Genomic DNA, 23,911 nt, shown 5'->3' on the forward strand with positions numbered 1-23,911 from the left:
AACCGCTCCGATCGGGATTGATCTGCGGCCCGACAAGTGTCAATAAGAAATGACACTTGTCGCTGACAACCGATGCTAACACGGGAGGCGCGCCATGGAGTCGGGCCGGCGGATCGAACAGGCGCTGGACCGCGCCGTGGCCTATGCCGAGGCGCCGGGGGCGCCCCCTCTGCTGGCCGAGGCGCTGCGTTACGCTGTCTTCCCCGGTGGACACCGCATCCGGCCCCGCCTGTGCCTCTCGGTGGCCCTGGCCTGCGGCGACGACGATCCCGCCTCGTCGGAGGCCGCCGCGGCTGCGATCGAGTTGCTGCACTGCGCGTCCCTGGTCCATGACGACCTGCCCTGCTTCGACGACGCGCCCCTGCGCCGCCAGAAGCCGACGATCCACGTCGCCTACGGGGAGCCGATCGCGGTGCTCGCCGGCGATGCCCTCATCGTGCTCGCCTTCGAGACGCTAGCCCGGGCCGCCGGCCCCTATCCGGTCCGGCTCGGCCGCCTGGTCGGTCTGCTCGGCCGCGCCGCCGGCTCGCCCATCGGCCTCGCCGCCGGCCAGGCCTGGGAATCCGAAGCCCATATCAGCCTGAGCGACTACCAGCAGGCCAAGACCGGCGCCCTGTTCGCCGCCGCGACCGTGCTGGGCGCAGCAGCGGCCGGGTCCGACCCGGAGCCCTGGCGGCGCCTGGGCGAATGCCTCGGCGAGGCCTATCAGGTCGCCGACGACCTGCGCGACGTCGCCTGCCGCCAGGAGGAGATCGGCAAGCCCGCCGGCCGGGACGCCACCCTCGGACGCCCCAACGCTGCGGCATTGCTCGGCACCGACGGCGCCCTGGAGCGCCTGGCCCGCCTCACCCGCGAGGCGGTGGCGGCGATCCCGGCCTGCCCGGGCGTGGCCCAACTCACCGCCGAGATCGAGGCGCAGGCGCGGCTGTTCCTGCCCGCGAGCCTGCGCGCGGTGGCGGCCTGACCGCCGGCTCGGTTCCCGGCCCCGGTGCGGCCTTGGCCGCGCCGGCTTCGCTGCGCGACCGCTGGCTCGGCTGGCGCAACCGCCTGGTGGCCAGCCCACGCTTCCAGCGCTGGGCGGCGGGCTTCCCGCTGACCCAGGGCATCGCCCGGAAGAACACCCGCGCGTTGTTCGATCTCTGCGCCGGCTTCGTCTACGCGCAGGTGCTGACGGCCTGCGTCCGCCTCGACCTGTTCCGGATCCTCAGCGAGGGGCCGCTGACCCTCGACGCGCTGGCACGCCGGCTCGATCTGCCGGTCGAGAACGCCCGCTGCCTGCTGCGCGCTGCCGCCTCCCTAAATCTCGTCCAGGCGCTCCCCGAGGATCGGTTCGGTCTGGCGGATCTCGGGGCCGCGCTCACCGGCAACCCCGGCATCGCCGCGATGGTCGAGCACCACGCCCTGCTCTACGCCGACCTCGCCGATCCGGTCGCGCTGCTGCGCGGGCAGGCGGGGCCGACGCGGCTCGCAGGCTATTGGCCTTATGCGGGCGGCGTGAGCGCCGATGCGGCGGCGGTCGCGCCTTACGGTGGCCTGATGGGCGCCTCGCAGGCGCTGATCGCCGACGACGTGCTCGATGCCGTTGACCTGTCCGGGAGCCGGCACCTGATGGATGTCGGCGGCGGCGAGGGCGCCTTCCTGCAAGCGGTAGCAGCTCGACACAAGACCTTACCCCTGACGCTGTTCGACCTGCCGGCCGTCGCCGGCCGCGCCGCCGAACGGCTCGCGCAGGCGGGGCTGTCCGAACGGATCGCCTGCCGGGGCGGCAGCTTCCATGACGGCCTGCCGGCCAGCGCCGATACGATCACGCTGATCCGGATCGTCCACGATCACGACGATGGCCCGGCCCAGGCGCTTCTCGCAGCCGCGCACGCGGCGCTTCCCCCCGGTGGGACGCTGATCCTGGCAGAGCCGATGGCCGGCACGCCGGGCGCGGAGCCGGTGGGGGACGCATATTTCGGCTTCTACCTCCTCGCCATGGGCTCGGGCCGGCCGCGCCGGTCCGAAGAACTTCGGGCCATGCTGCGGACGGTTGGTTTCGCGACCGCTTACGAGCAAAAGACCCGCCGCCCCCTCCTGACACGCCTGATCGTCGCGCAGAAAGACGTTCGCTGGTGTAAGAATGACTTGACGCAGCATTGTGTCTATCTAGGATGACACATCGCGATCCCGCACCGGCGAGAGTCGCAAAAACATCGGGCGGAAAATTCCAGTCATGGACGCGCTCGCCGTCATCCTCGAACGTCCGGAGCATTTGGCGCTCAGTCGCCTGGCCCTGACACCTGCCGGAGCGGCCGACGCGGTCGTTGCCGTGTCCTGGAGCGGCATCAGCACCGGCACCGAGCGCCTCCTCTGGTCCGGCCGCATGCCCCCGTTCCCCGGAATGGGCTACCCGCTCGTCCCCGGCTACGAGTCGGTCGGCACGGTGGTCGAAGCCGCCGAGGATGCGCCGATCCGGGTCGGCCAGACCGTCTTCGTTCCGGGTGCACGCTGCTTCGGTGCTGTGCGCGGCCTGTTCGGCGGCGCAGCCTCCCACCTCATCGCCCCCGCCGCCCGCCTCGTGCCTGTCGACCCGGCCCTGGGTGAACGCGCCTGCCTGATCGCGCTCGCGGCCACGGCCTACAGGGCGCTGGGCAGCCTCCGTCCTGGGACGACGCCGCTCATCGTCGGGCACGGCGTGCTCGGGCGCTTGCTGGCCCGCCTCACGCTCGCTGCCGGCGCCGAGCCGACCGTCTGGGAGATGGACCCGGCCCGGCGCGACGGCACGCCCGGCTACGCGGTTCTGGCGCCGGAGGACGATCATCGGCGCGATTATGCGGTGATCACCGACGTCAGCGGCGACGCCTCTGGCCTCGACGGCTTGATCGCCCGGCTCGCCCCCGGCGGCGAAATCGTCCTGGCCGGCTTCTATGAGGCGCCCCTGTCCTTCGCGTTTCCGCCGGCCTTCATGCGGGAAGCCCGCATCCGGATCTCGGCCGAGTTTCGCCCTGACGATCTCGCCGCCGTCACGGCGCTGATCGAGAGCGGCCGGTTCTCCCTCGACGGGCTGATCACCCACCGCGTCCCGGCGGCACAGGCCCAGGACGCCTATCGGACTGCCTTCGCCGATCCCGCCTGCCTGAAGATGATTCTCGACTGGAGGGACGCCGCGTGAACGTTCAGCTGAACAAGGCTGCCCTCGACCAGGCCACCAAGCTCCGCGCCGAAGCGGCGATCGAGCCGGATGCGGTCGCGACCGCCCCGGTGAAGAAAGAGACGCAGATCATCGCGATCTACGGCAAGGGCGGCATCGGCAAGTCGTTCACGCTGGCCAATCTCAGCTACATGATGGCCCAGCAGGGCAAGAAGGTCCTGCTGATCGGCTGCGACCCGAAGAGCGACACCACCTCGCTGCTGTTCGGCGGCAAGGCCTGCCCGACCATCATCGAGACCTCGACCAAGAAGAAGCTCGCCGGCGAGGCGGTGGCGATCGGCGATGTCTGCTTCAAGCGCGACGGCGTCTACGCCATGGAGCTCGGCGGCCCCGAAGTTGGGCGCGGCTGCGGCGGCCGGGGCATCATCCACGGCTTCGAGCTGCTGGAGAAGCTCGGCTTTCATGAGTGGGGCTTCGACTTCGTCCTGCTCGACTTCCTGGGCGACGTGGTCTGCGGCGGCTTCGGCCTGCCGATCGCCCGGGACATGTGCCAGAAGGTCATCGTCGTCGGCTCGAACGACCTGCAATCGCTCTACGTCGCCAACAACGTCTGCTCGGCCGTCGAGTATTTCCGCAAGCTCGGCGGCAATGTCGGCGTCGGCGGCCTGGTGATCAACAAGGACGACGGCACCGGCGAGGCCCAGGCCTTCGCCGACGCCGCCGGTATCCCGGTCCTGGCCTCGATCCCGGCTGACGACGACATCCGCCGCAAGAGCGCGAACTACGAGATCATCGGTCGGCCGGAGAGCCGTTGGGGCAGCCTGTTCTCGGACCTGGCCGCCAACGTCGCGACGGCGGCGCCGCACCGGCCGACGCCGCTCACGCAGGACGGGCTCCTCGGCCTGTTCTCCAGCGATGTCACGGGCCGCGACGTGGTCCTGGTTCCTGCGACCCACGAGGACATGTGCGGCGTCGCCCACGTGACCAAGCCGTCCCTCGAAGTCGTCTACGACGAGGTTTGAGGCATGGCCGTCTCCCTCGACATCTCCGACCTGCGGGCTCGTCCCCGCCCCGCCGCCCCGCCGGCCGAGGCGATCAACCTCGACGCCACGAAAGGCGACGGGCTGGGCTGCCATTCCGGCAAGGATGCGATGCGGGAAGCCGCGGAAGCGGCCGGGATGTCGGAAACCCTGGCGCAGCTCCGCAGCGATTACCCGCAGGGGCCGCACGACCAGCCGCAGAGCATGTGCCCGGCCTTCGGCTCGCTCCGGCTCGGCCTGCGCATGCGCCGGACCGCCACGATCCTTTCGGGCTCGGCCTGCTGCGTCTACGGCCTGACCTTCACGTCGCATTTCTACGGCGCCCGGCGCAGCGTCGGATACGTGCCGTTCAATTCGGAGACCCTGGTCACCGGCAAGCTGTTCGAGGACATCCGCGACGCGGTCCACGCGACGGCCAAGCCCGAGGACTACGACGCAGTCGTCGTCATCAACCTCTGCGTGCCGACCGCCTCGGGCGTCCCGCTCCGCCTCCTGCCGAAAGAGATCGACGGCGTCCGGGTGATCGGCATCGACGTGCCGGGCTTCGGAGTCCCGACCCACGCCGAGGCCAAGGACGTGCTGGCTGGGGCCATGCTCAAGGTCGCCCGCACCGAGGCCGAACAGGGACCGGTCGCGACCCCGCGCGGCGGCCGCTCGGAGCGCCCGAGCGTGGCACTGCTCGGCGAGGTCTTCCCGGCCGACCCGGTGGTGATCGGCGCGCTGCTGGAGCCGTTGGGCCTCGCGGCCGGACCAGTCGTGCCGACCCGCGAATGGCGCGAGCTCTACGCTGCCCTGGATTGCGCCGCAGTGGCCGCGATCCACCCCTTCTACACCGCCTCGATCCGCGAGTTCGAGACCGCGGGCCGTCCCGTGATCGGATCCGCCCCCGTGGGCGTCGATGGAACCGCGGATTGGCTCGACCGGATCGGCGAGGCCTGCGGCGTCGCCCGGGCCACCGTCGAGGCCGCCAAGAACACGATCCTCCCGGGCATCCGCGGCGCCCTCGCCGCCATGCCGATCAAGGGTCGGATCACGCTGTCCGGCTACGAGGGCTCGGAACTGCTGGTGGCGCGGCTGCTCATCGAGAGCGGCGCCGAGGTCCCGTATGTCGGTACCGCCTGCCCGCGCACGCCCTGGTCCGAGGCCGACCGCGACTGGCTCGAGGCGCGCGGTACCGAAGTCCGCTATCGCGCCTCGCTGGAGGACGACCTCTTCGCCCTCGACGCGCTGAAGCCGGATCTGGCGATCGGCACGACTCCGGTGGTGCAGCGGGCCAAGGAGCGCGGCATGCCCGCCCTGTACTTCACCAATCTGATCTCGGCCCGCCCGCTCATGGGTGCGGCCGGCGCCGGCTCCCTGGCGCGGGTGATCAACGCGGCGCTCGCCAACAAGCCCCGCTTCGACGCCATGCGCGACTTCTTCGAGGGCGTCGGCACCGGTCACGCGGCTGGCGTCTGGCAGGAAACCCCGCAGAAGCGCCAAGGCCCGAAGATCGAAGGCCCGAAGAAGCCGATCGGGGAGATGGCGTGATGCTGATCCTCGATCACGACAGGGCCGGGGGCTACTGGGGCGCCGTCTACGTCTTCACGGCGATCAAGGGCCTGCAGGTCGTCATCGACGGCCCGGTCGGCTGCGAGAACCTGCCGGTCACCTCGGTGCTGCACTACACCGACGCGCTGCCGCCGCACGAATTGCCGATCGTCGTCACGGGCCTCGCCGAAGAGGAACTCGGCCGCCATGGCACCGAGGGCGCGATGAAGCGCGCCCATGCCACCCTCGATCCGGGCCAACCCAGCGTGGTGGTCACCGGCTCGATCGCCGAGATGATCGGCGGCGGCGTGACCCCCGAGGGCACCGGCCTCCAGCGTTTCCTGCCGCGCACCATCGACGAGGACCAGTGGCAGGCTGCCGATCGCGCCATGCGCTGGCTCTGGCAGGAATACGGGGCCAAGAAGTTCGCCAAGAAGGGCATACCGGCCCGGCCCGAGAAGAAGCCCGGCGAGAAGCCCCGGGTGAACATCATCGGGCCGGCCTACGGCACCTTCAACATGCCCTCCGACCTCGCCGAGATCCGGCGGCTGATGGAGGGAATCGGCGCCGAGGTGAACCTGACCTTCCCGCTGGGTTCGCACCTCGCGGACGTGCCCAAGCTCGTCAACGCCGACGCCAACATCTGCCTCTACCGCGAGTTCGGCCGCCTGCTCTGCGAGGATCTGGAGCGGCCCTACCTGCAGGCGCCGATCGGCATCCTCTCGACAACCAAGTTCCTGCGCTCGCTGGGTGCGATTCTCGGCCTCGACCCGGAGCCGTTCATCGAGCGCGAGCGCCACACCACGATCAAGCCGGTCTGGGACCTCTGGCGCTCGGTCACGCAGGATTTCTTCGGGACCGCCAGCTTCGGGATCGTCGCCACCGAGACCTACGCCCGCGGCGTCCGGCACTTCCTCGAGGACGAGATGGGCCTCCCCTGCAACTTCGCGTTCAGCCGGTCGGCCGGATCGAAGCCGGACAACGAGGCCGTGCGCAAGGCCGTGATCGAGAAGCCGCCGCTGGTCCTGTTCGGCTCGTTCAACGAGCGGATGTACCTGGCCGAGGGCGGAGCCCGGGCGACCTACATCCCCGCCTCCTTCCCCGGGGCGATCATCCGGCGGCATACCGGCACGCCGTTCATGGGTTTCGCCGGCGCGACCTACCTGGTTCAGGAAGTCTGCAACGCGCTGTTCGACACGCTCTTCCACATCCTGCCGCTCGCCCGCGACATGGATAAGGTCGAGGCCACCCCGGCGCGTCGCCATCGCGAGCTGCCCTGGGACGAGGCTGCGCGCGCGGCGCTGGACGATCTGGTCGAGGCGCAACCGGTGCTGGCGCGCATCTCCGCCGCCAAGCGCCTGCGCGACGCCGCCGAGCGCGCCGCCCGGACATCAGAATCCGCAGCCGTGGCCCCCGCCCATGTGGCGCGTGCCCGTGCCGATCTTGCCGGGGGAATCCCCGCATGAACCACCTTTCCGTTCCCCCGAGAGGAGACCTGACGATGCGTACGATGGTCCCGACCGCGCGCCTGCACCAGGAAGCGCTGCAGTTCCGGCTGATCCTGGCCGCGACCTACCCGTGCTTCCTGGCCGCCGCCGCGTTCGCCCGCTTCAAGCCCGCCCGGGATGCGTCCCGCTCCGGCCTCGCCCCGGCGCCCCGCTCGGTCTTCGGCGAGGCCCGGGCCATGGCGGTCCAGACGATCCCCTTTGCCTTCATGGGCTGAACGCCCTGTTCGAGACGCTTCCGTCCGGTGACGCGGGGGAAGTCAAGCCGTGACCGCCAAGGGCGCCACGGCGGAACCCGTCGCGCTTCGTCTGGAGCGCGGCCAACATACGGAGGTCTGAACGATGGCCGGTGGACCCGTTGCAACAGAAAGACCGAGCAGCCTGTCCGGGCTGACGGAACCGGAAGCCAAGGAGTTCCACGCGATCTTCCTAACGAGCTTCCTCATCTTCACGGCGATTGCCGTGGTCGCCCACATCCTCGTCTGGCTGTGGCGCCCGTGGCTCCCCGGACCGCAGGGCTACGCCTCCCTCGAGGGCGTCACCGATGCGGCCCGCGCCCTCGTCACGATGATCGGCTGAGGAGGATCGGATGCACAAGGTCTGGTTACTGTTCGATCCGCGGCGCACGCTGGTGGCTCTGTTCACCTTCCTCTTCATCCTGGCGCTGCTGATCCATTTCATCCTGCTCTCGACCGACCGGTTCAACTGGCTGGAAGGTCCGAAGGCGAACAAGGCGGCGAGCAACATCACGCTCGTCCTGCCCAGCATGCCCGCCTGATCCAGGCCGGCCGGGACCGCGGCGCACGAGGGCCGCGGTCCCCAAGATACCAAGACTGATTTCGGCCGGGCTGAGGAGTGTCCGCCATGGCGATGCTGAGCTTCGAGCGAAAGTACAGGATCCGCGGCGGCACGCTGCTGGGCGGCGACCTGTTCGACTTCTGGGTCGGGCCGTTCTACGTCGGATTCTTCGGCGTGACCGGGCTGTTCTTCACCGTGCTCGGCACCGCCCTGGTGATCTACGGCGCGGCGATCGGACCGACCTGGAACGTCTGGCAGATCAATATCGCGCCGCCCGACATCAGCTACGGGCTGAAGCTCGCCCCGCTCAAGGAAGGCGGCCTCTGGCAGATCATCACGATGTGCGCGCTGGGCTCGTTCCTGTCCTGGATGATGCGCGAGGTCGAGATCTGCCGGAAGCTCGGCATCGGCTATCACGTGCCGGCCGCCTTCGGCATGGCGATCTTCGCCTACTTCACCCTGGAGGTAATCCGGCCGTTCCTGATGGGCGCCTGGGGCTACGGCTTCCCGTACGGCATCCTCAGCCACCTCGATTGGGTGTCGAACACCGGCTACCAGTATCTCCACTTCCACTACAATCCGGCGCACATGCTGGCCGTGACGTTCTTCTTCACGACCACTCTGGCGCTGGCCATGCACGGCGGCCTGATCCTCTCGGCGACCAACCCGAAGAAGGGGGAGACCGTGAAGACCCCCGAGCATGAGGACACGTTCTTCCGCGACACGATCGGCTACTCGATCGGCACGCTCGGCGTCCACCGGCTCGGCCTGTTCCTGGCCCTGTCGGCGGGCTTCTGGAGCGCCGTCTGCATCGTGATCAGCGGGCCGTTCTGGACGCAGGGCTGGCCGCAATGGTGGGGCTGGTGGCTCAACCTGCCGGTGTGGCGCTGAAACAACGCATCGCCCGCCGAGACTCGGGCGAACCGATACCAAGGATCCAAGCCGGAGCCGCACGACGCGTGCGGCCGACCGGGGGGAGGGCGGGCGATGGCCTATTACCAGAACATCTTCACCCAGGTTCAGGTGCGTCCGCTGGAGCCGGAGAACGGCGTTCCGGTGAGCTCGAACGAGCGCGTCGGCAAGCCGTTCAACAGCTACCTGTTCGGCCTGCTGGGCAACAGCCAGGTCGGCCCGATCTACATCGGCTACGTCGCCGCTCTGTCGATGGTCTGCGGGCTGATCGCCTTCGAGATCATCGGCCTCAACATGTGGGCCTCGGTGAACTGGGATCCGGTTCAGTTCGCCCGGCAATTGCCCTGGCTCGCCCTGGAACCGCCCTTGCCGAAATACGGGCTGAAGATCCTGCCGCCGCTGAACGAAGGCGGCTGGTGGCTGATCGCCGGCTTCTTCCTCACGGCGGCGATCCTGCTGTGGTGGGTCCATCTCTATCGCCGGGCGCGGGCGCTCGGCATGGGTACCCATGTGCCGTGGGCCTTCGCCTCGGCGATCTGGCTCTACCTGGTCCTCGGCTTCATCCGGCCGGTGATGATGGGCTCGTGGTCGGAGGCGGTGCCGTTCGGCATCTTCCCCCACTTGGATTGGACCGCGGCGTTCTCGCTCCGCTACGGCAACCTGTTCTACAACCCGTTCCACATGCTCTCGATCACGTTCCTCTACGGATCGACCCTGCTCTTCGCGATGCACGGGGGCACCATCCTGGCCTGCTCACGCTACGGCGCCGACCGCGAGATCGACCAGATCGTCGATCGCGGCACCGCCACCGAGCGCGCCGCGCTGTTCTGGCGCTGGACCATGGGCTTCAACGCCACGATGGAATCGATCCACCGCTGGGCCTGGTGGTTCGCGGTGCTGACCACGCTGACCGGCGGCATCGGCATCCTGCTCACCGGCACCGTGGTCGACAACTGGTACCTCTGGGCCGTCAAGCACGGCGTCGCCCCCTCCTATCCGCAGGTCTACGGCCCGATCGTCGACCCCGCCCATCTCGCACCCGGCATGAAGCCGTGAGGAGGCCGTCATGAAGACGATTCTGGCGGTGGTCGGCGGGGCGCTGGCCCTGTTCCTCACCATCGCGATGTTCGGGGGCGCGGGCTGGACCCATCCCCCCATGGCGGCCAAGCAGATCGGCTTCCGCGGCACCGGCATGGACCTGATCCGGACCCGGGCCGGGAACGAAGCGCTCTCGGCCGCCAATGTCGCCCCGCCCCCCGCCGACCCGGCCGATGCGGGCGGCGAGAAGGCGTCGGCCGTCTACGAGAACGTCCAGGTGTTGGGCGACCTCTCGGCCGAGCAGTTCAACCGGCTGATGGTTTCGATCACCGAATGGGTGGCGCCTCAGCAGGGTTGCACCTACTGCCACAGCACCGAGAACATGGCCTCCGACGAGCTGTACCAGAAGCGGGTCGCCCGGCGGATGCTGCAGATGACCCAGACGATCAATTCGTCCTGGAAGGAGAAGCACGTCCACGAGGCGGGCGTCACCTGCTACACCTGCCACCGGGGCAATCCGGTGCCGGCCAACATCTGGTTCGACCGTCCCGTCCAGGGCGAGGGTAAGTTCAGGCCGCGCAACAACAGCCAGAACCTCGCCTCCGCGGAGGTCGGCAACACCTCGCTGCCCTACGACGTCTATCAGGCCTTCTACCAGCACAAGGAGACGTCCGAGGACGCGGTGCGGGTCAACGGGACGACGGCTCTGCCCGAGACGAAGGGCAAGCCGATCCAGGACGCCGAGAAGACGTTTGCGATCATGATCAGCATGTCGCAATCGCTCGGGGTGAACTGCACCTTCTGCCACAACACCCGGTCCGTGGCGCAGTGGGACACCAGCACGCCCAATCGGGTCCATGCCTGGTACGGCATCCGCATGGTGCGCGACCTGAACCAGGACTACATGGAGCCGCTCACCTCCACCTTCCCGCGCAACCGGCTCGGGCCGATGGGCGACGTGCCGAAGATCAACTGCGCCACCTGCCACAACGGCGCCAATAAGCCGCTCAACGGCGCCAACGTGATCGGCCCCTACCCGGAACTGTCGCACCCGACCATCGAAGCCAGTCTGCCGACCGGCGAGGCGAAGGATCCGATCCCGGGGACGAACATTCCGGCGCTCAAACCGTCCAAACCCTGATGCGAGCGCACGAAGCGCCGGACACATCCGGCGCTTCGTCGTGGGTCAGCGCCGGGGAACCGTCACGTGCTACGGGCGTCGACCGTGAACGGCCGAGCTCGGCCATTTGGAGGCGCCCGTGACTGTTACGATCTCGAACCTTCAGCCGCTGATTGCGATCCTGGCCGGGATCCTGATCCTGATCGTCCCGCGGCTGCTCAACTACATCGTGGCGATCTACCTGATTGTGGTCGGCGTGATTGGTCTCGGGCTGCTGCGCGGCCTCTCCTGAGACCCTCAGCAAGGTTAAGTCCTGACAGACCGCGCCGGGCGTCAGCCTGATGCGCACAAGCCCGCAATGCGTTCATCTTGCGTTGCGGTGCGGGATGGTCCAACCCGCGCCCATCAGCTCGGCCTGCGCCGGGTATCAGACACGGACGGGATCGACATGGCGACCGGCAGCGCGAAGTGGGTCTATGCCTTCGGCGACGGCAAAGCGGAGGGCAAGTCGCAGATGCGCGACCTGCTCGGGGGCAAGGGCGCCAACCTCGCCGAGATGTGCAATCTCGGCCTTCCGGTCCCGCCCGGCTTCACCATCACCACCGAGGTCTGCACCTCCTATTACGATAACGGGAAGGCCTATCCGCCCGAGCTGAAGGATCAGGTCGCGGCCGCGCTGAACCAGATCGGCACGCTGACGGGCCGCAAGTTCGGCGATGCAGCGAACCCGCTCCTGGTCTCGGTCCGCTCGGGCGCCCGCGCCTCGATGCCGGGCATGATGGACACCGTGCTGAACCTCGGCCTCAACGACCAGACCGTCCTGGCGCTGGCCAGGGAGGCCGATGACGAGCGCTTCGCCTACGATTCCTACCGCCGCTTCATCACCATGTATTCGAACGTGGTGCTGAATGTTGAGCACCACGCCTTCGAGGAGGCGCTGGAGCACTACAAGGAGGGCAAGGGCTACGAACTCGACACGGAGCTCGGCGCCGAGGATTGGAAGACCCTGATCCAGACCTACAAGAAAATCGTCCGCGACGAGCATGGCTCCGACTTCCCGCAGGTGGCCGAGGACCAGCTCTGGGGCGCGATCAGCGCCGTGTTCAATTCCTGGATGATCCCGCGGGCGAAGAAGTACCGCGAGCTGAACAGCATCCCGGAAAGCTGGGGCACGGCCGTCAACGTTCAGGCCATGGTGTTCGGCAACATGGGCGATACCTCGGCCACCGGCGTCGCCTTCACCCGCAACCCCTCCACCGGCGAGAAGGCGCTCTACGGCGAGTTCCTGATCAACGCCCAGGGCGAGGACGTGGTGGCGGGTATCCGCACGCCACAGAACATCACGGAAAAGGCCCGGATCGAGGCCGAGAGCGACAAGCCTTCGATGGAGAAGGCCATGCCCGAGAGCTACGCGGAGCTGACCCGGATCTACGGGATCCTGGAAGCGCATTACCGCGACATGCAGGACATGGAGTTCACCATCGAGAAGGGTAAGCTCTGGATGCTCCAGACCCGCAACGGCAAGCGCACCGCCAAGGCGGCCCTGCGCATCGCCGTGGATCTGGCCGGCGAGGGGCTGATCTCCCGCGAGGAGGCGATCGGCCGGGTCGAGCCCTCGGCCCTCGATCAGCTGCTGCACCCGACCATCGACCCGAAGGCGGACCGGAAGGTCATCGCCTCCGGCCTCCCGGCTTCCCCCGGCGCCGCCACCGGCGAGATCGTCTTCAACTCCGAGGACGCGGAGGCTCTGCGCAAGGTCGAGCGCAAGTGCATCCTGGTCCGCATCGAGACCTCGCCCGAGGACATCCACGGCATGCACGCCGCCGAGGGCATCCTGACCACCCGCGGCGGCATGACCAGTCACGCGGCCGTGGTCGCCCGCGGCATGGGCAAGCCCTGCGTCTCCGGCGTCGGCTCGATCCGGATCGACTACAAGGCCCAGACCATGAAGGTCGGCGACGCCACCCTGAAGGCCGGCGACCGGATCACCATCGACGGCTCGACGGGCCAGGTGATCCAGGGTGAGGTCAAGATGCTGGAGCCCGAGCTGTCGGGCGACTTCGCGACCCTGATGGAATGGGCCGACCAGTTCCGCGGCATGAAGGTGCGGGCCAATGCCGACACGCCGACCGACGCCCGCACGGCGCGGAATTTCGGCGCCGAGGGCATCGGCCTGTGCCGCACCGAGCACATGTTCTTCGAGGGCGACCGCATCATCGCGGTCCGCGAGATGATCCTGGCCGACGATGCCGAGGGCCGCCGGGCCGCGCTCGCGAAGATCCTGCCCTACCAGCGCCAGGACTTCGTCGAGCTGTTCACGATCATGTCCGGCCTGCCGGTCACGATCCGCCTGCTCGATCCGCCGCTGCACGAGTTCCTGCCGCACACGGATGCCGAGGTCGCCGAGGTCGTGAAGGCGACCGGGGTATCCGAGGACAAGATCCGCCACCGGATGCGCGAGCTCTCCGAGCACAACCCGATGCTCGGCTTCCGCGGCTGCCGCCTGGCGATCGCGTTCCCGGAGATCGCCGAGATGCAGGCCCGGGCGATCTTCGAGGCCGCCGTCCAGGCTGCCGCCGATACCGGCAGCCCGGTCACCCCCGAGGTGATGGTACCGCTGGTCTTCACCCGTACCGAGTTCGACATCGTGAAGGCCCGGATCGACGCCATGGCCAAGGCTGTGTCCGAGGAGAAGGGCGCCACCCTGGACTATCAGGTCGGCACCATGATCGAGCTGCCGCGCGCTGCGCTCAAGGCCGGCGAGATCGCCCAGACCGCCGAGTTCTTCTCGTTCGGCACCAACGACCTGACGCAGACGGCGCTTGGCATCTCCCGCGACGACGCGGCGACCTTCCTGGGCCCCTACACCCAGAAGGGCATCCTGCCGGCCGACCCGTTCATCACCATCGACCAGGAGGGCGTGGGCGAGCTGGTCCGCATCGGCGTCGAGCGCGGCCGGGCCACCCGCCCGAACATCAAGCTCGGCATCTGCGGCGAGCATGGCGGCGATCCGGCCTCGATCGGCTTCTGCCAGGAGGTCGGGCTCGATTACGTCTCCTGCTCACCCTACCGGGTGCCGATCGCCGCCGTCGCCGCGGCCCAGGCGGCGCTGGGCAAGGTGTTGGGCAAGGAAGGCTGACACCAGTCGACCGTATCGGGGGGGCGTACACCGCCCCCCCGATACGGGCCATCAACCAAACCAACCGAATCGCCGTTGATAAATGCTCGTCCCCGTTGAACGCGAGCTACGGTGGCACGTTTAGTGATTGAACCGACGGGTTGCGCGTGCTGGTAATCAGTCCGCCTCGGATCCAGCGTCAGGCGCCAGACTCCTCGCCATGATTGATCGCAGCCTTTCTCCGCTGGACCTCGCCAATGGTGCAGCGGCCCCTGTGCCGCGGGCTGCGGTCAGGGCCTATCTGGCCTTGGTATCGGGCCTTGGCGCCATCATAACCGCCGTGATGCTGATAATGTCGGTCGCTTCCAACAGCGGTGGCGAGGCTGAGCGCATTGCCGACACGCAGGACGACGGTTACGCCGCGACCCTCGTCTCCGCTCTGGCGATCAATCTTTCCAAGCCGCTGCGGTAAGCACAGCCTGAACGTATACGATCGGACGGTCAGCGCGTGCTGCGCGTCGCCGAGCCGGTGAACCGGGCGGCGGTGAGTTCGTCGCCTGGGCTCTTCGCGCTGAAACGGGTCGAGACCGGGCCGGGTTTCGCCGCCACCACGGCGTCCGGCGCCGTATCGCGAAGGCGGGTGGTCGCAACGCGGACCGGTACGCTGCGGCTTGCCGGCGTTGCGACCGGACCGGCCGACGCCGCCTCGAACAGCGAGCGCAATTGCGCCTTCGCGTCGGCATCCGCAGCAACCAGAGGCCGCCGTGGAGTCGGCTCGACAGCCGAGTCCCTCGCCAGAGCCCGTGTCGCATTCGGAGCCGCAAGGTTGGCCATGCCGCCACCGAGCGCGGCGAATTGCACGGGACGCGGCGGCGGCAGCGGCATGCTGATGGCGGCCGCGGCGACGGCGGAGAAGCCTGAGGGCCGGCGCGGCGGCAGGGGCGCGATCACCGCCGAGACGGCCTCGTCGGCGACCGGAGCCGGCTTGTCCACGGTGAGGAGGGCTCTGGCGTCGACCGGCCTGCCCTCGGCCGCTTGATCCGGGCGGCCCAAGGTGTTGCGGAGCGTCTCGTCGGTCGCCGGAGCCGCGTAGGCCAGGGCGACCCGGGTGCCGATCGGATCCTGTGGATCGGCGCTGGCCACGGCCACCACCGGCGCCTGCCGGCCCCGTTTCGCGACGGGCGCGGGCGGCGGAGCCGCCGCCGGCTCGGGCGCGGAGGCGCCGCCGCCGAACAGGCTCGCCAGGAATCCGAACAGGCCCGGCCCATCCTCCTCCTCGCCGCTCGCCATCTGGGTGGTGAGGCCGGCCACGGTGCCGCCGCGGGCCAGGATCTCGGCCTTGGCTTCCTCGTAGCGGGGGAAGGGGCGGTTGTCGCTCGCGAGGTGGACGGTCTTCCCGTCCGGGAACAGCCGCGCGAGCTGATCGTGGGTCATGCGCGGCCACATCCGCACCGAGCCGACGTCGAGGTGGATGAAGGGCGTCCCGGCATGCGGATACCAGCCCACGCCGCCGCGCTGCATCTGGAGCCCAACCTCGCGGATCCGGTCGATCGAGACCTCGGGCAGGTAGAAGTCCATCGCCTTGCCGAGCATGTGCTGGCTGAACTCGGCGACCATCCGGGAGCGCCGGCGCAGCATCGCGTTGGTGCCCGGCGAGCGATAGGCCGAGACCACATGGATCGGCTGCGTCGCGCCGACCTGCCGGTACGCCTCCCAGACCGTGTCGAACAGGCGCGGATCCATCTTGATCGGCTCGTTCACCCGCCAGTCGCGCAGCAGCCAATTCATCTGTTCGAGGGCCGCACGATCGTAGCGGCCGTCGCGCTTGAACGTGATGGTCGCGCTTTCCTTGGTGTGCGTGTGGAAGATCGTGAGCGAGCGCGTATCGCCGTTGGCCACCGCATTCTCGGTCTCGGCTGCGCCGGCGATCAGGCCGAGCGCCGTGCCACAGAGGGCGAGGACGAGGTGTCGGGCGGTTCTGCGAAGGCTCGGCACGGCGGTCCTGATCCTCTCCCGAACCCGCGAAGGGTGCTCGGCGGATGTCTGGTCGAGGCGGTCGGCCTGTGACGGCCGAAATCGCTTCCCTTCGCCGAGTATGCGAAGGAAACGGCTAAGGCTGGACCGTGGCGAAATCGTGCCCGGCTGTGCGGCCGCGCACCTATGAGTTGACGGCGCAGTGTGGTGGCGAGCCTACCACCAGCCCCGCGATGCCGGCGCCGGAGCCGGTGTCCACAGGCCCGGCTCGCCGTATTCCGGTGCGCCGTCGGCGCGCGCTGCCCGGCGAACGGACCGACGCGGCGAGTCGTACTCGTCGTACCGGTCGCTCGGTTGCACGTCCGAGTAGCGGCGGGGGCGCACAGCCTCGCGGCGGGGCGCCGCATGCGCATGAGCCACCGGCGCGGCCTCGGGCTTACGGCGGGCTTTCTCCTCCGGGAGCTTGGCGATCGCCGGTCCGCCGCCGCCGGGCAAGCCGAGCGCCGCGCGCATCGGTGCATCGTAGCCATAGAGATCGGGCAGCGTGCGGAACGTACCACCATCGTCCACGTAGGCGGTGAAATAGGCGAGGTGCACCGGCAGCTTGGCCGGCAACCGGAGCGTGCGCTCGCCCTTGCCGATCAGCTTCTTGAGCCGCGCCTCGGACCAGTCCGGCAGCACCGCGTCTGCGAGACGGAACGGGTCGTCGACGCGGACGCAGCCATGGCTGAAATCGCGCTTGGCTGCCGAGAATAGTGACCGGTTCGGCGTATCGTGCAGGTAGACCGCATGCTGGTTGGGGAACATGAACTTGATGAAGCCCAGCGCGTTGCGCTCGCCCGGGGGCTGGCGCAACGAGACGTGCCCACCATGGCGCACCACCTCGTAGCCACCCCAGGTCTTGCCGCCGTAGCCCGCGAGCTTCGGCGCCATGGTCTTCAGGATCGAGGGCGGCACGTACCAGGATGGGTTGACCACCGCGTATTCCATCAGCCCCGAGAACAAGGGCGTGCGCGATTCCGGCTTGCCGACGATGACCCGGGCCTCGTCGCGCAAGCTCCCGCCGCGATAGGCGCGCAGGCGGTATTCCGGGATGTTGACCAGGATGTAGTCCGAGCCGAGATCCCCCGGCAGCCAGCGCCAGCGCTCCATGTTGACGATCAGCTCGGCTTCGCTGCCACTCGCGCGCGCTGGGCGGCCTGCATCCGCCAGGGCCAGGACGGTCTGGATGTTGAGCACGCCGTTTCCGGGCAACCCACGGCCGCGCTGGAATTTCGCGACCGCGTCCGCCACCGTCGCATCGTATTCCTCCGGTTCGCCCGGGCCACGATCGAGGGTGCCGGCCGGACGCGTTTCGAGGCCGAAATGTGCGCGTAGCAGCGGCACACGGGCATCGCGCATGCCGACCCGCAAGGCAGGCCCCGGTGGCAAGCGCAGGGGCTTCACGGCCGCAGGCGCAGGCCCGCGCGAGCTCCCAAGACGCGCCTTGAGGGCCTGGTAGCCAGCCGTGGATGGGTTGTAGCTCTGGAGCGCATCGCCAGCCTTGGATCCAGCATCGGTGAGCTTGGACAGCACCGCGTCGGCATTCGGCAGATCGAGCTGCGGCGTGATCAGCCGGGAGATTGACGCAAGGTTGATGCGACCGCCCCGAGCGTCCCGGGCATAGCGCAGGGCCGCCGCGGAGAAACGCAGGTCGGCATCGGCCACCGCCTTATCGTCGGGTTTCTCGGCCAGGTTCGGGATCGTGTAGGCGCGGGCGTCGAGCCCGTCCTCTCCGGCTGCGGCCAAGCGCGCTGAGACCGAATTTGCACCCTCGGTCCAGGCACCGTCCGCGATCCACAGCGGCTTGTAGGCATGAGCCTCGTAGAAGGCGCGGATGCCGTCGCGCTCTTTGCTCGTGAGCCGCGGGAGCAGCGGCGCGGTGTCGGCTAGCCGGGACACAATTGCAGCGCCGAGCGGATCGGTGGGAACGACCGGGGTGGTGACGACCGGAGCCGGAGCGGGCTCGGCCGAAGGCGCCTCGGGCTTGTAATCCGGCAAGGCTGTCGAGACCGGGTCGGATCCGGCTGGAACCGTTTGGGGGGGTGGTGCGGGGTCAGCCGGATTCATAGGTGCGCCGAGCGGCGCCGGATCGAGCGCCGCCATCTCGGCGCTGAGCGCGCCAGCCGAAGCCAGCGTTCCGGTCATCAGGGCGGCCAGCGCGACGAGGCTGGAGCGCGGGACGCGCATCGTAATCTCCCAAGACACGGCGGCAGGGCCGCACGCTCTGATTGTGATTATCCGCTCAAGCGTGGCGTTGAGCAACTGCAGTCTTCGTCCGACAAAGTTCAGTTCTGATCAAACGAGATCTTAGAAGATCACCGTACGATAGGTCCTTGATGGGCCGGCGCCTGCGTGTTCGCCGGACTGCGAAGTTGTCCCGAAGATTGTGCCGTCTGGAACGGCACGGTGCGCCAGCACACCAGCGCTGCCTTCAAGCCGCATCCTCGGCTTTGTCGTCGCCCTCCAGACCGAGGTCCTTCAGCTTGCGATAAAGCGTGGATCGGCCGATCCCGAGGCGGCGCGACACTTCCGACATGCGCTGCCTGTAGAATTGCAGGGCGAAGCGAATGATCTCCGTCTCCAGCACCTCCATGGTCTTCATCTCGCCGGTCTCCTCCGTGACCAGCGACATGGCGTGCGGATCACGAACCTCGACCCGGACGATCTCGCGGACGGGCTCCGGCGCGTAGGCCGGCATCTGCGGCTGGGTGGGGGCGGCCGGGATCCGGACATCGAAGCCCTCGACCTGGGCGGCGATCTGCGGGAACTCGGCGACCGTCAGTTCGTCGCAATCGGCAAGCACCACCGCACGGAACAGCGCATTCTCGAGCTGGCGAACGTTGCCCGGCCAGGGATAGCGGGTGAGCAATGCCATCGCCTCAGGAGCGATCGCCCGCACCCGTTTGCCCTCCTCGGCAGAGAACCGGGCGCAGAACGAGCGCACCAGATCCGGGATATCCTCCCGGCGGGCACGCAGGGGCGGCAGCGTCATCGGAAAGACGTTGAGCCGGTAATAGAGATCCTCGCGGAACTTACCCTGCTTCACGAGGTCGAGGAGCGAGCGGTTCGTGGCCGAGACGAGGCGGATATCGACCCGTACCGAGCGTTTGCCGCCCACGGGATCGACCTCGCCTTCCTGGAGCGCGCGCAGCAGCTTCACCTGGGCGTCGAGGGGCAATTCGCCGATCTCGTCGAGGAACAGGGTGCCGCCAGAGGCCTCGACGAACTTACCGGCATGCTTCTCGGTGGCACCGGTGAACGCCCCCTTCTCGTGGCCGAACAGGGTCGATTCGACCAAGTTCTCCGGGATCGCCCCGCAATTGACGGTGACGAACGGCTTGCCACGCCTGTCGCCCGAGCCCTGGATCGCCCGGGCCAGCACTTCCTTGCCGACACCGGATTCACCCTCGATCAGTACCGGGATGTTGGATTTGGCCGCTCGCTCGGCGAGGCGGATCACCCGCTCCATGTCGGGGCTCTTGGATGTGAGGTCCTTGAAGGTCAGCACCCCGGAGGCGCGGCGGCGCATGCGGCGCACCTCCTCCTCGAGCACATCGACCCGCAGGGCGTTCTTGATCGAGACCTGCAGACGCTCGGCACCCGCCGGCTTGACCACGAAGTCGACGGCGCCCGCCCGCATCGCGTTGACGACCGCATCAATCGAGCCGTTAGAGGTCTGGACGATCACGGGCGTATCAAGCCCGCCGCTGCGCATCTCGGCGAGCACGCCGAGGCCGTCCAGCCCCGGCATCACCAGATCGAGGAGCACCACGTCCGCGCCCTCAGTTTTCAATACGGTCAGCGCATCGGCGCCCGTCTCGACAACCCGTGCGTGGAAACCGAACCGACGCACCGCTGCCTCGGCCAGGCGCCGCTGGACGGGATCGTCGTCCACGATGAGAACGGTGGTGGACATGGCGGCTCCCTGCGCGGCGCGTCAGACCAATCACGGCGCGGGACCGGCCCGCGTCGCACCGTCTGAGTCGGCGAGTGTTTCGTTTCGAACCGGAGGGTGCCGGACAGACGTAAAGTCGCCCTTAACGACGTTTGCCGCGTGGGCGCGTTGTGCCGAACGCGATGCCGCGGCCACCCACGTTGAACGCGTGGCTGCGCGCTCGATATCAAGGTACTGGCCTTCGACCCCCTACGAGGATTGCGAGACATGATGCCGAGCCCCACCGCGACGCCGGTGAACGTCCGTTTGCCGGAGGGCGTGAGCGCCGCTCGCGCCGCCGCCAAGGCCGTCGACCTCGGTCATCTGCCGGAATGGGACCTATCCGACCTGTATTCCGGCATGGACGCGCCGGAATTTTCGGCTGACATGACCCGGGCCGAGGAGGAGTGCCGCCGCTTTTCGAAGACTTATGCCGGCCACATCGCCACGTTGGCTGCAGCCGCCGACGCCTCCGAGCGCCTCGCCGAAGCGGTCCGGGGCTATGAGGGCATCGAGGAGTTGCTCGGCAAGTTGATGTCGTTCGCCGGTCTGATCTATTCCGGGGACACCACCGACGAGGCACGGGCCAAGTTCTACGGCGATACCCGGGAGCGCCTGACCGATGCTTCGGCCGATCTTCTGTTCTTTGCACTCGAGCTGAACCGGGTCGAGGATGCGGTGATGGATGCGGCGATGTCCAAGGGGCCGCTCACCCATTACGCCCCGTGGATCGAGGACCTGCGCCGGGAGAAGCCGCACCAACTCGACGATCGCACCGAGAAGCTGTTCCTGGAGAAGTCGGTCACCGCGAACGCCGCCTGGGACCGGCTTTTCAACGAGACGATTGCTGGCCTCCGTTTCACCGTCCAGGGCGAGCAGATGCCGCTGGAGCCGACCCTCAATAAACTTCAGGATACGGACGGGGCGGTCCGCAAGGAGGCGGCCGGGGCGATTAGCGAGGTTCTACGGACCAATCTCCGGGTGTTCACGCTGATCACCAATACTCTGGCCAAGGACAAGGAGATCTCCGACCGCTGGCGTGGCTTCAAGGACGTCGCAGACGCACGCCACCTCGCCAACCGCGTCGAGCCGGAAGTCGTGGCGGCGTTGGTGGACGCTGTGCAAGAGGCCTATCCGCGGCTCTCGCACCGCTACTACAGGCTGAAGGCCAAGTGGTTCGGGCAGGATGCGCTGCCCTATTGGGACCGCAACGCGCCACTGCCGAAGGTCGAGCAGCGCACGATCCCCTGGACGGAAGCACGCGACACCGTTCTGTCAGCGTACGACGCCTTCTCGCCCAAGATGGCCGGGATCGCGAAGCGCTTCTTCGACGAGCGTTGGATCGATGCACCGACGCGACCCGGCAAGGCGCCGGGTGCCTTCGCACATCCAACTGTGCCCTCGGTCCACCCCTACGTGCTGGTGAACTACCAAGGTAAGCCGCGGGATGTGATGACCCTCGCCCACGAGCTGGGCCACGGGGTCCACCAAGTGCTCGCCGGTCCGAACGGGGCCCTCATGGCATCGACGCCCCTGACGCTGGCTGAGACCGCCAGCGTGTTCGGTGAGATGCTGACCTTCCGCAAACTGCTGGCCGCCACCACGGATACGACCCAGCGTCGGGCGATGCTCGCCGCCAAGGTCGAGGACATGATCAACACCGTGGTGCGCCAGATCGCGTTCTACTCGTTCGAGCGGAAGGTCCACCTGGCCCGAGCGAAGGGCGAGCTGACCAGCGACCAGATCAACGCCCTCTGGCTCTCGGTTCAGGCTGAATCCCTGGGGCCGGCGATCACGCTTGATGCTGGCTACGAGCCGTTCTGGGCCTACATCCCACACTTCATCCATTCGCCGTTTTACGTCTACGCCTACGCATTCGGCGACTGCCTGGTGAACTCTCTGTATGGGGTCTACGCTCAGGCGGAAGCGGGCTTCGTGGAGCGCTACTTCGCGCTGCTCTCGGCCGGTGGCTCGAAGCCCTATGGTGAGTTGCTCGCGCCGTTCGGGCTCGACGCGAAGGATCCGGGCTTTTGGCAGATCGGCCTCGGGATGATCGAGGGGATGATCATCGAGCTGGAGGGGATGGAGGGCCCGGCCTAACCTGCTTCGGAGCCGGATCACGTTCCTGGGGCTCAACGATATTGATTTCGTCGCCGACGAAGCCGAAGCGGTGGTGATGATACGTGGCCTCGCCGCGGGCGAGATCGACGAGTCCGGCCTCACCCGCTGGATCCGGGACAATTGGCCGGCTGGCTGAGCCGCCGCGGCGCAGCGACCCGGCGGGCTGGTGCGGGGTACCGAAACGCTTATGTCCGGCCCAGCACCGAGGAAGATCCTGGACCATGGCCGAGACCGATCGCGAAGCCAATCGCTTCTCCGCCCGCGCGGGCCGCTATGCCAGCGTCGGCGCCAATGTCGGCGGCGTCGCCGCTCGGATGGCCATGTCCCGGTTGTTCGGCAAGGAGGGCACGACTAGCGCCGCCGCGCTCGCGCAGGCCCTCGGCGGCCTCAAGGGTCCGATCATGAAGGTGGCGCAACTGCTCGCCACCATCCCCGACCTGCTGCCGCCGGAATACGCCGCCGAACTCCAGAAGCTCCAGGCCGACGCGCCACCGATGGGCGCGGCTTTCGTCAAGCGGCGGATGCAGTCGGAGCTGGGGGCTGGCTGGCAGGACAGATTCGGGAGCTTCGACCTGAAGCCCGCTGCCGCGGCCTCGCTCGGGCAGGTGCATCGTGCCACCGCGAAGGACGGCGAACGGCTCGCTTGCAAGCTGCAATATCCGGATATGCAGTCGGCCGTAGAGGCCGACCTGAAGCAGCTCGAGATCGCCTTCGCGCTCCACCGCCGGATGAACAGTTGGCTCGACACCCGCGAAATTGCCAAGGAGATCGGCGCGCGGGTGCGCGAGGAGCTCGATTACGAGCGGGAAGCCAAGCACGCACGCCTCTATGGCGAGGTACTCAAAGACATCGAGGCGGTTCGCGTGCCGGGCGTGTTCACCGATCTGTCGACCAAGCGCCTGCTGACGTTGAGCTGGCTCGACGGCGACAAAATCCTCGGCTTCGCGGAAGAGCCGGTCGAAATACGCAACCGCATCGCGCAGGCGATGTTCAAGGCGTGGTGGCACCCGTTCAGCCGTGCCGCCGTGATCCATGGCGACCCCCATCTGGGCAATTACACGGTCTTCTCGGAGGGTGGCGAAGCGGCGGGTATCAACCTGCTCGATTATGGCTGCGTCCGCATCTTTCATCCCCGCTTCGTCGGGGGCGTCGTCGATCTGTATCGCGGCCTGTTGGAGGAGGATGGGGCACGTATCGTCCATGCCTACGAGGTCTGGGGCTTCAAGAACCTCGATAAGGAAAAGATCGAGATCCTGAACATCTGGGCGCGGTTCATCTACGGACCACTCCTGGAGGACCGGACCCGGACCGTGGCCGACGGGGTCAAGCCCGGAGAATATGGCCGGCGGCAGGCCTTCCAAGTGCACCAGGCGCTGAAGGAGCGTGGCCCAGTGACCGTGCCGCAGGAATTCGTCTTCATGGATCGGGCCGCCGTCGGTCTCGGCGCGGTTTTCCTGCACCTCCGCTCGGAGCTGAACTACCACCGGTTGTTCGAGGCCGAGATCGAGCATTTTTCCCTGGATCAGCTCGGCGTACGCCAAGACCAGATCCTGGCCCAGGCCGGACTGCCGAGGCCGGCGTAAATTCGCGCACGGAAGTCCACCGAGAGGGCAATCAACTTGCGTGCGTCCGATTGCGGCAGGAAA

General features: G+C 68.1%; 20 protein-coding genes and 1 pseudogene. 18 read left to right on the top strand and 3 right to left on the bottom strand.

The annotated features are described in order from the left end of the window. The first annotated feature begins 94 nt into the window (after positions 1 to 94). From AO398_RS22405 to AO398_RS22470, 15 genes are all read left to right on the top strand, one after another. A complete protein-coding gene (locus tag AO398_RS22405; RefSeq protein ID WP_058194386.1) occupies positions 95 to 964 on the top strand; it encodes a polyprenyl synthetase family protein in 870 nt (289 codons plus the stop codon). Positions 965 to 996: 32 nt separating this feature from the next. Next, positions 997 to 2,157 carry a methyltransferase gene (locus tag AO398_RS22410; RefSeq protein WP_082643406.1) on the top strand — a complete coding sequence of 387 codons (1,161 nt, stop codon included), beginning with the start codon at positions 997 to 999 and terminating at the stop codon, positions 2,155 to 2,157. Between the two features lie 58 nt (positions 2,158 to 2,215). Further along, entirely contained in the window at positions 2,216 to 3,154 is a 939-nt protein-coding gene (bchC, locus tag AO398_RS22415; protein ID WP_058194387.1) for a chlorophyll synthesis pathway protein BchC, read from the top strand. Then, positions 3,151 to 4,155, top strand: a complete 1,005-nt coding sequence (locus AO398_RS22420) for a chlorophyllide a reductase iron protein subunit X (protein WP_058194388.1) — start codon at positions 3,151 to 3,153, stop codon at positions 4,153 to 4,155. Before bchC ends, AO398_RS22420 begins: the two co-directional genes overlap by 4 nt. 3 nt (positions 4,156 to 4,158) lie before the next feature. Beyond that, positions 4,159 to 5,703, top strand: a complete 1,545-nt coding sequence (bchY, locus tag AO398_RS22425; protein ID WP_058194389.1) for a chlorophyllide a reductase subunit Y — start codon at positions 4,159 to 4,161, stop codon at positions 5,701 to 5,703. Further along, complete coding sequence (gene bchZ, locus AO398_RS22430) at positions 5,703 to 7,169, top strand: chlorophyllide a reductase subunit Z (RefSeq protein WP_058194390.1); 1,467 nt, start codon at positions 5,703 to 5,705, stop codon at positions 7,167 to 7,169. Before bchY ends, bchZ begins: the two co-directional genes overlap by 1 nt. A gap of 35 nt (positions 7,170 to 7,204) precedes the next feature. Further along, complete coding sequence (locus AO398_RS22435) at positions 7,205 to 7,426, top strand: hypothetical protein (protein WP_201025810.1); 222 nt, start codon at positions 7,205 to 7,207, stop codon at positions 7,424 to 7,426. 124 nt (positions 7,427 to 7,550) lie between these two features. Then, on the top strand, positions 7,551 to 7,787 hold the full coding sequence (pufB, locus tag AO398_RS22440; RefSeq protein ID WP_058194392.1) for a light-harvesting antenna LH1, beta subunit: 237 nt from the start codon (positions 7,551 to 7,553) through the stop codon (positions 7,785 to 7,787). A gap of 10 nt (positions 7,788 to 7,797) precedes the next feature. Then, positions 7,798 to 7,986: a light-harvesting antenna LH1, alpha subunit gene (gene pufA, locus AO398_RS22445; RefSeq protein ID WP_058194393.1), complete on the top strand. Its 189-nt coding sequence runs from the start codon at positions 7,798 to 7,800 to the stop codon at positions 7,984 to 7,986. Between the two features lie 86 nt (positions 7,987 to 8,072). Then, a complete protein-coding gene (pufL, locus tag AO398_RS22450; RefSeq protein WP_058194394.1) occupies positions 8,073 to 8,897 on the top strand; it encodes a photosynthetic reaction center subunit L in 825 nt (274 codons plus the stop codon). A gap of 96 nt (positions 8,898 to 8,993) precedes the next feature. Continuing rightward, on the top strand, positions 8,994 to 9,974 hold the full coding sequence (gene pufM, locus AO398_RS22455; protein WP_058194395.1) for a photosynthetic reaction center subunit M: 981 nt from the start codon (positions 8,994 to 8,996) through the stop codon (positions 9,972 to 9,974). Between the two features lie 10 nt (positions 9,975 to 9,984). Beyond that, a complete protein-coding gene (pufC, locus tag AO398_RS22460) occupies positions 9,985 to 11,097 on the top strand; it encodes a photosynthetic reaction center cytochrome PufC (protein WP_058194396.1) in 1,113 nt (370 codons plus the stop codon). A 118-nt stretch (positions 11,098 to 11,215) separates the two neighbouring features. Beyond that, a complete protein-coding gene (locus AO398_RS27755) occupies positions 11,216 to 11,368 on the top strand; it encodes a DUF3096 domain-containing protein (protein ID WP_082643410.1) in 153 nt (50 codons plus the stop codon). A gap of 156 nt (positions 11,369 to 11,524) precedes the next feature. After that, a complete protein-coding gene (gene ppdK / locus AO398_RS22465; RefSeq protein ID WP_058194397.1) occupies positions 11,525 to 14,215 on the top strand; it encodes a pyruvate, phosphate dikinase in 2,691 nt (896 codons plus the stop codon). Between the two features lie 199 nt (positions 14,216 to 14,414). Further along, on the top strand, positions 14,415 to 14,666 hold the full coding sequence (locus tag AO398_RS22470; RefSeq protein ID WP_058194398.1) for a hypothetical protein: 252 nt from the start codon (positions 14,415 to 14,417) through the stop codon (positions 14,664 to 14,666). Positions 14,667 to 14,695: 29 nt separating this feature from the next. Here the strand turns inward: AO398_RS22470 and AO398_RS22475 are convergent, their stop codons facing one another. The 3 genes from AO398_RS22475 to AO398_RS22485 form a co-directional block, all read right to left on the bottom strand. After that, positions 14,696 to 16,189, bottom strand: coding sequence for a DUF882 domain-containing protein (locus AO398_RS22475; protein WP_058194399.1), 1,494 nt, complete (start codon positions 16,187 to 16,189; stop codon positions 14,696 to 14,698). Positions 16,190 to 16,384: 195 nt separating this feature from the next. Beyond that, entirely contained in the window at positions 16,385 to 18,397 is a 2,013-nt protein-coding gene (locus tag AO398_RS22480; protein WP_058194400.1) for a L,D-transpeptidase family protein, read from the bottom strand. Positions 18,398 to 18,641: 244 nt separating this feature from the next. Then, a complete protein-coding gene (locus tag AO398_RS22485) occupies positions 18,642 to 20,126 on the bottom strand; it encodes a sigma-54 dependent transcriptional regulator (RefSeq protein ID WP_058194401.1) in 1,485 nt (494 codons plus the stop codon). Positions 20,127 to 20,372: 246 nt separating this feature from the next. Here AO398_RS22485 and AO398_RS22490 point away from each other — a divergent pair, with 246 nt between their 5' ends. From AO398_RS22490 to AO398_RS22500, 3 genes and pseudogenes are all read left to right on the top strand, one after another. Next, on the top strand, positions 20,373 to 22,244 hold the full coding sequence (locus AO398_RS22490; protein ID WP_058194402.1) for a M3 family oligoendopeptidase: 1,872 nt from the start codon (positions 20,373 to 20,375) through the stop codon (positions 22,242 to 22,244). A gap of 1 nt (position 22,245) precedes the next feature. Further along, positions 22,246 to 22,401, top strand: a pseudogene (locus AO398_RS29520) (type II toxin-antitoxin system death-on-curing family toxin); the annotation flags it as partial. A gap of 85 nt (positions 22,402 to 22,486) precedes the next feature. Then, positions 22,487 to 23,848 carry an AarF/ABC1/UbiB kinase family protein gene (locus tag AO398_RS22500; RefSeq protein WP_058194403.1) on the top strand — a complete coding sequence of 454 codons (1,362 nt, stop codon included), beginning with the start codon at positions 22,487 to 22,489 and terminating at the stop codon, positions 23,846 to 23,848. Positions 23,849 to 23,911: the final 63 nt, after the last annotated feature.

Origin of the sequence: Methylobacterium sp. GXS13 (assembly GCF_001455965.1) — a bacterium.
Classification (GTDB): Bacteria; Pseudomonadota; Alphaproteobacteria; order Rhizobiales; family Beijerinckiaceae; genus Methylobacterium.

Coding starts and splice junctions, on each gene's coding strand:
- AO398_RS22405 (WP_058194386.1), top strand. CDS start 95: ATGGAGTCGGGCCGGCGGATCGAACAGGCGCTGGACCGCGCCGTGGCC.
- bchC (WP_058194387.1), top strand. CDS start 2,216: ATGGACGCGCTCGCCGTCATCCTCGAACGTCCGGAGCATTTGGCGCTC.
- bchY (WP_058194389.1), top strand. CDS start 4,159: ATGGCCGTCTCCCTCGACATCTCCGACCTGCGGGCTCGTCCCCGCCCC.
- bchZ (WP_058194390.1), top strand. CDS start 5,703: ATGCTGATCCTCGATCACGACAGGGCCGGGGGCTACTGGGGCGCCGTC.
- AO398_RS22435 (WP_201025810.1), top strand. CDS start 7,205: ATGCGTACGATGGTCCCGACCGCGCGCCTGCACCAGGAAGCGCTGCAG.
- pufB (WP_058194392.1), top strand. CDS start 7,551: ATGGCCGGTGGACCCGTTGCAACAGAAAGACCGAGCAGCCTGTCCGGG.
- pufA (WP_058194393.1), top strand. CDS start 7,798: ATGCACAAGGTCTGGTTACTGTTCGATCCGCGGCGCACGCTGGTGGCT.
- pufL (WP_058194394.1), top strand. CDS start 8,073: ATGGCGATGCTGAGCTTCGAGCGAAAGTACAGGATCCGCGGCGGCACG.
- pufM (WP_058194395.1), top strand. CDS start 8,994: ATGGCCTATTACCAGAACATCTTCACCCAGGTTCAGGTGCGTCCGCTG.
- pufC (WP_058194396.1), top strand. CDS start 9,985: ATGAAGACGATTCTGGCGGTGGTCGGCGGGGCGCTGGCCCTGTTCCTC.
- ppdK (WP_058194397.1), top strand. CDS start 11,525: ATGGCGACCGGCAGCGCGAAGTGGGTCTATGCCTTCGGCGACGGCAAA.
- AO398_RS22470 (WP_058194398.1), top strand. CDS start 14,415: ATGATTGATCGCAGCCTTTCTCCGCTGGACCTCGCCAATGGTGCAGCG.
- AO398_RS22480 (WP_058194400.1), bottom strand. CDS start 18,397: ATGCGCGTCCCGCGCTCCAGCCTCGTCGCGCTGGCCGCCCTGATGACC.
- AO398_RS22485 (WP_058194401.1), bottom strand. CDS start 20,126: ATGTCCACCACCGTTCTCATCGTGGACGACGATCCCGTCCAGCGGCGC.
- AO398_RS22490 (WP_058194402.1), top strand. CDS start 20,373: ATGATGCCGAGCCCCACCGCGACGCCGGTGAACGTCCGTTTGCCGGAG.
- AO398_RS22500 (WP_058194403.1), top strand. CDS start 22,487: ATGGCCGAGACCGATCGCGAAGCCAATCGCTTCTCCGCCCGCGCGGGC.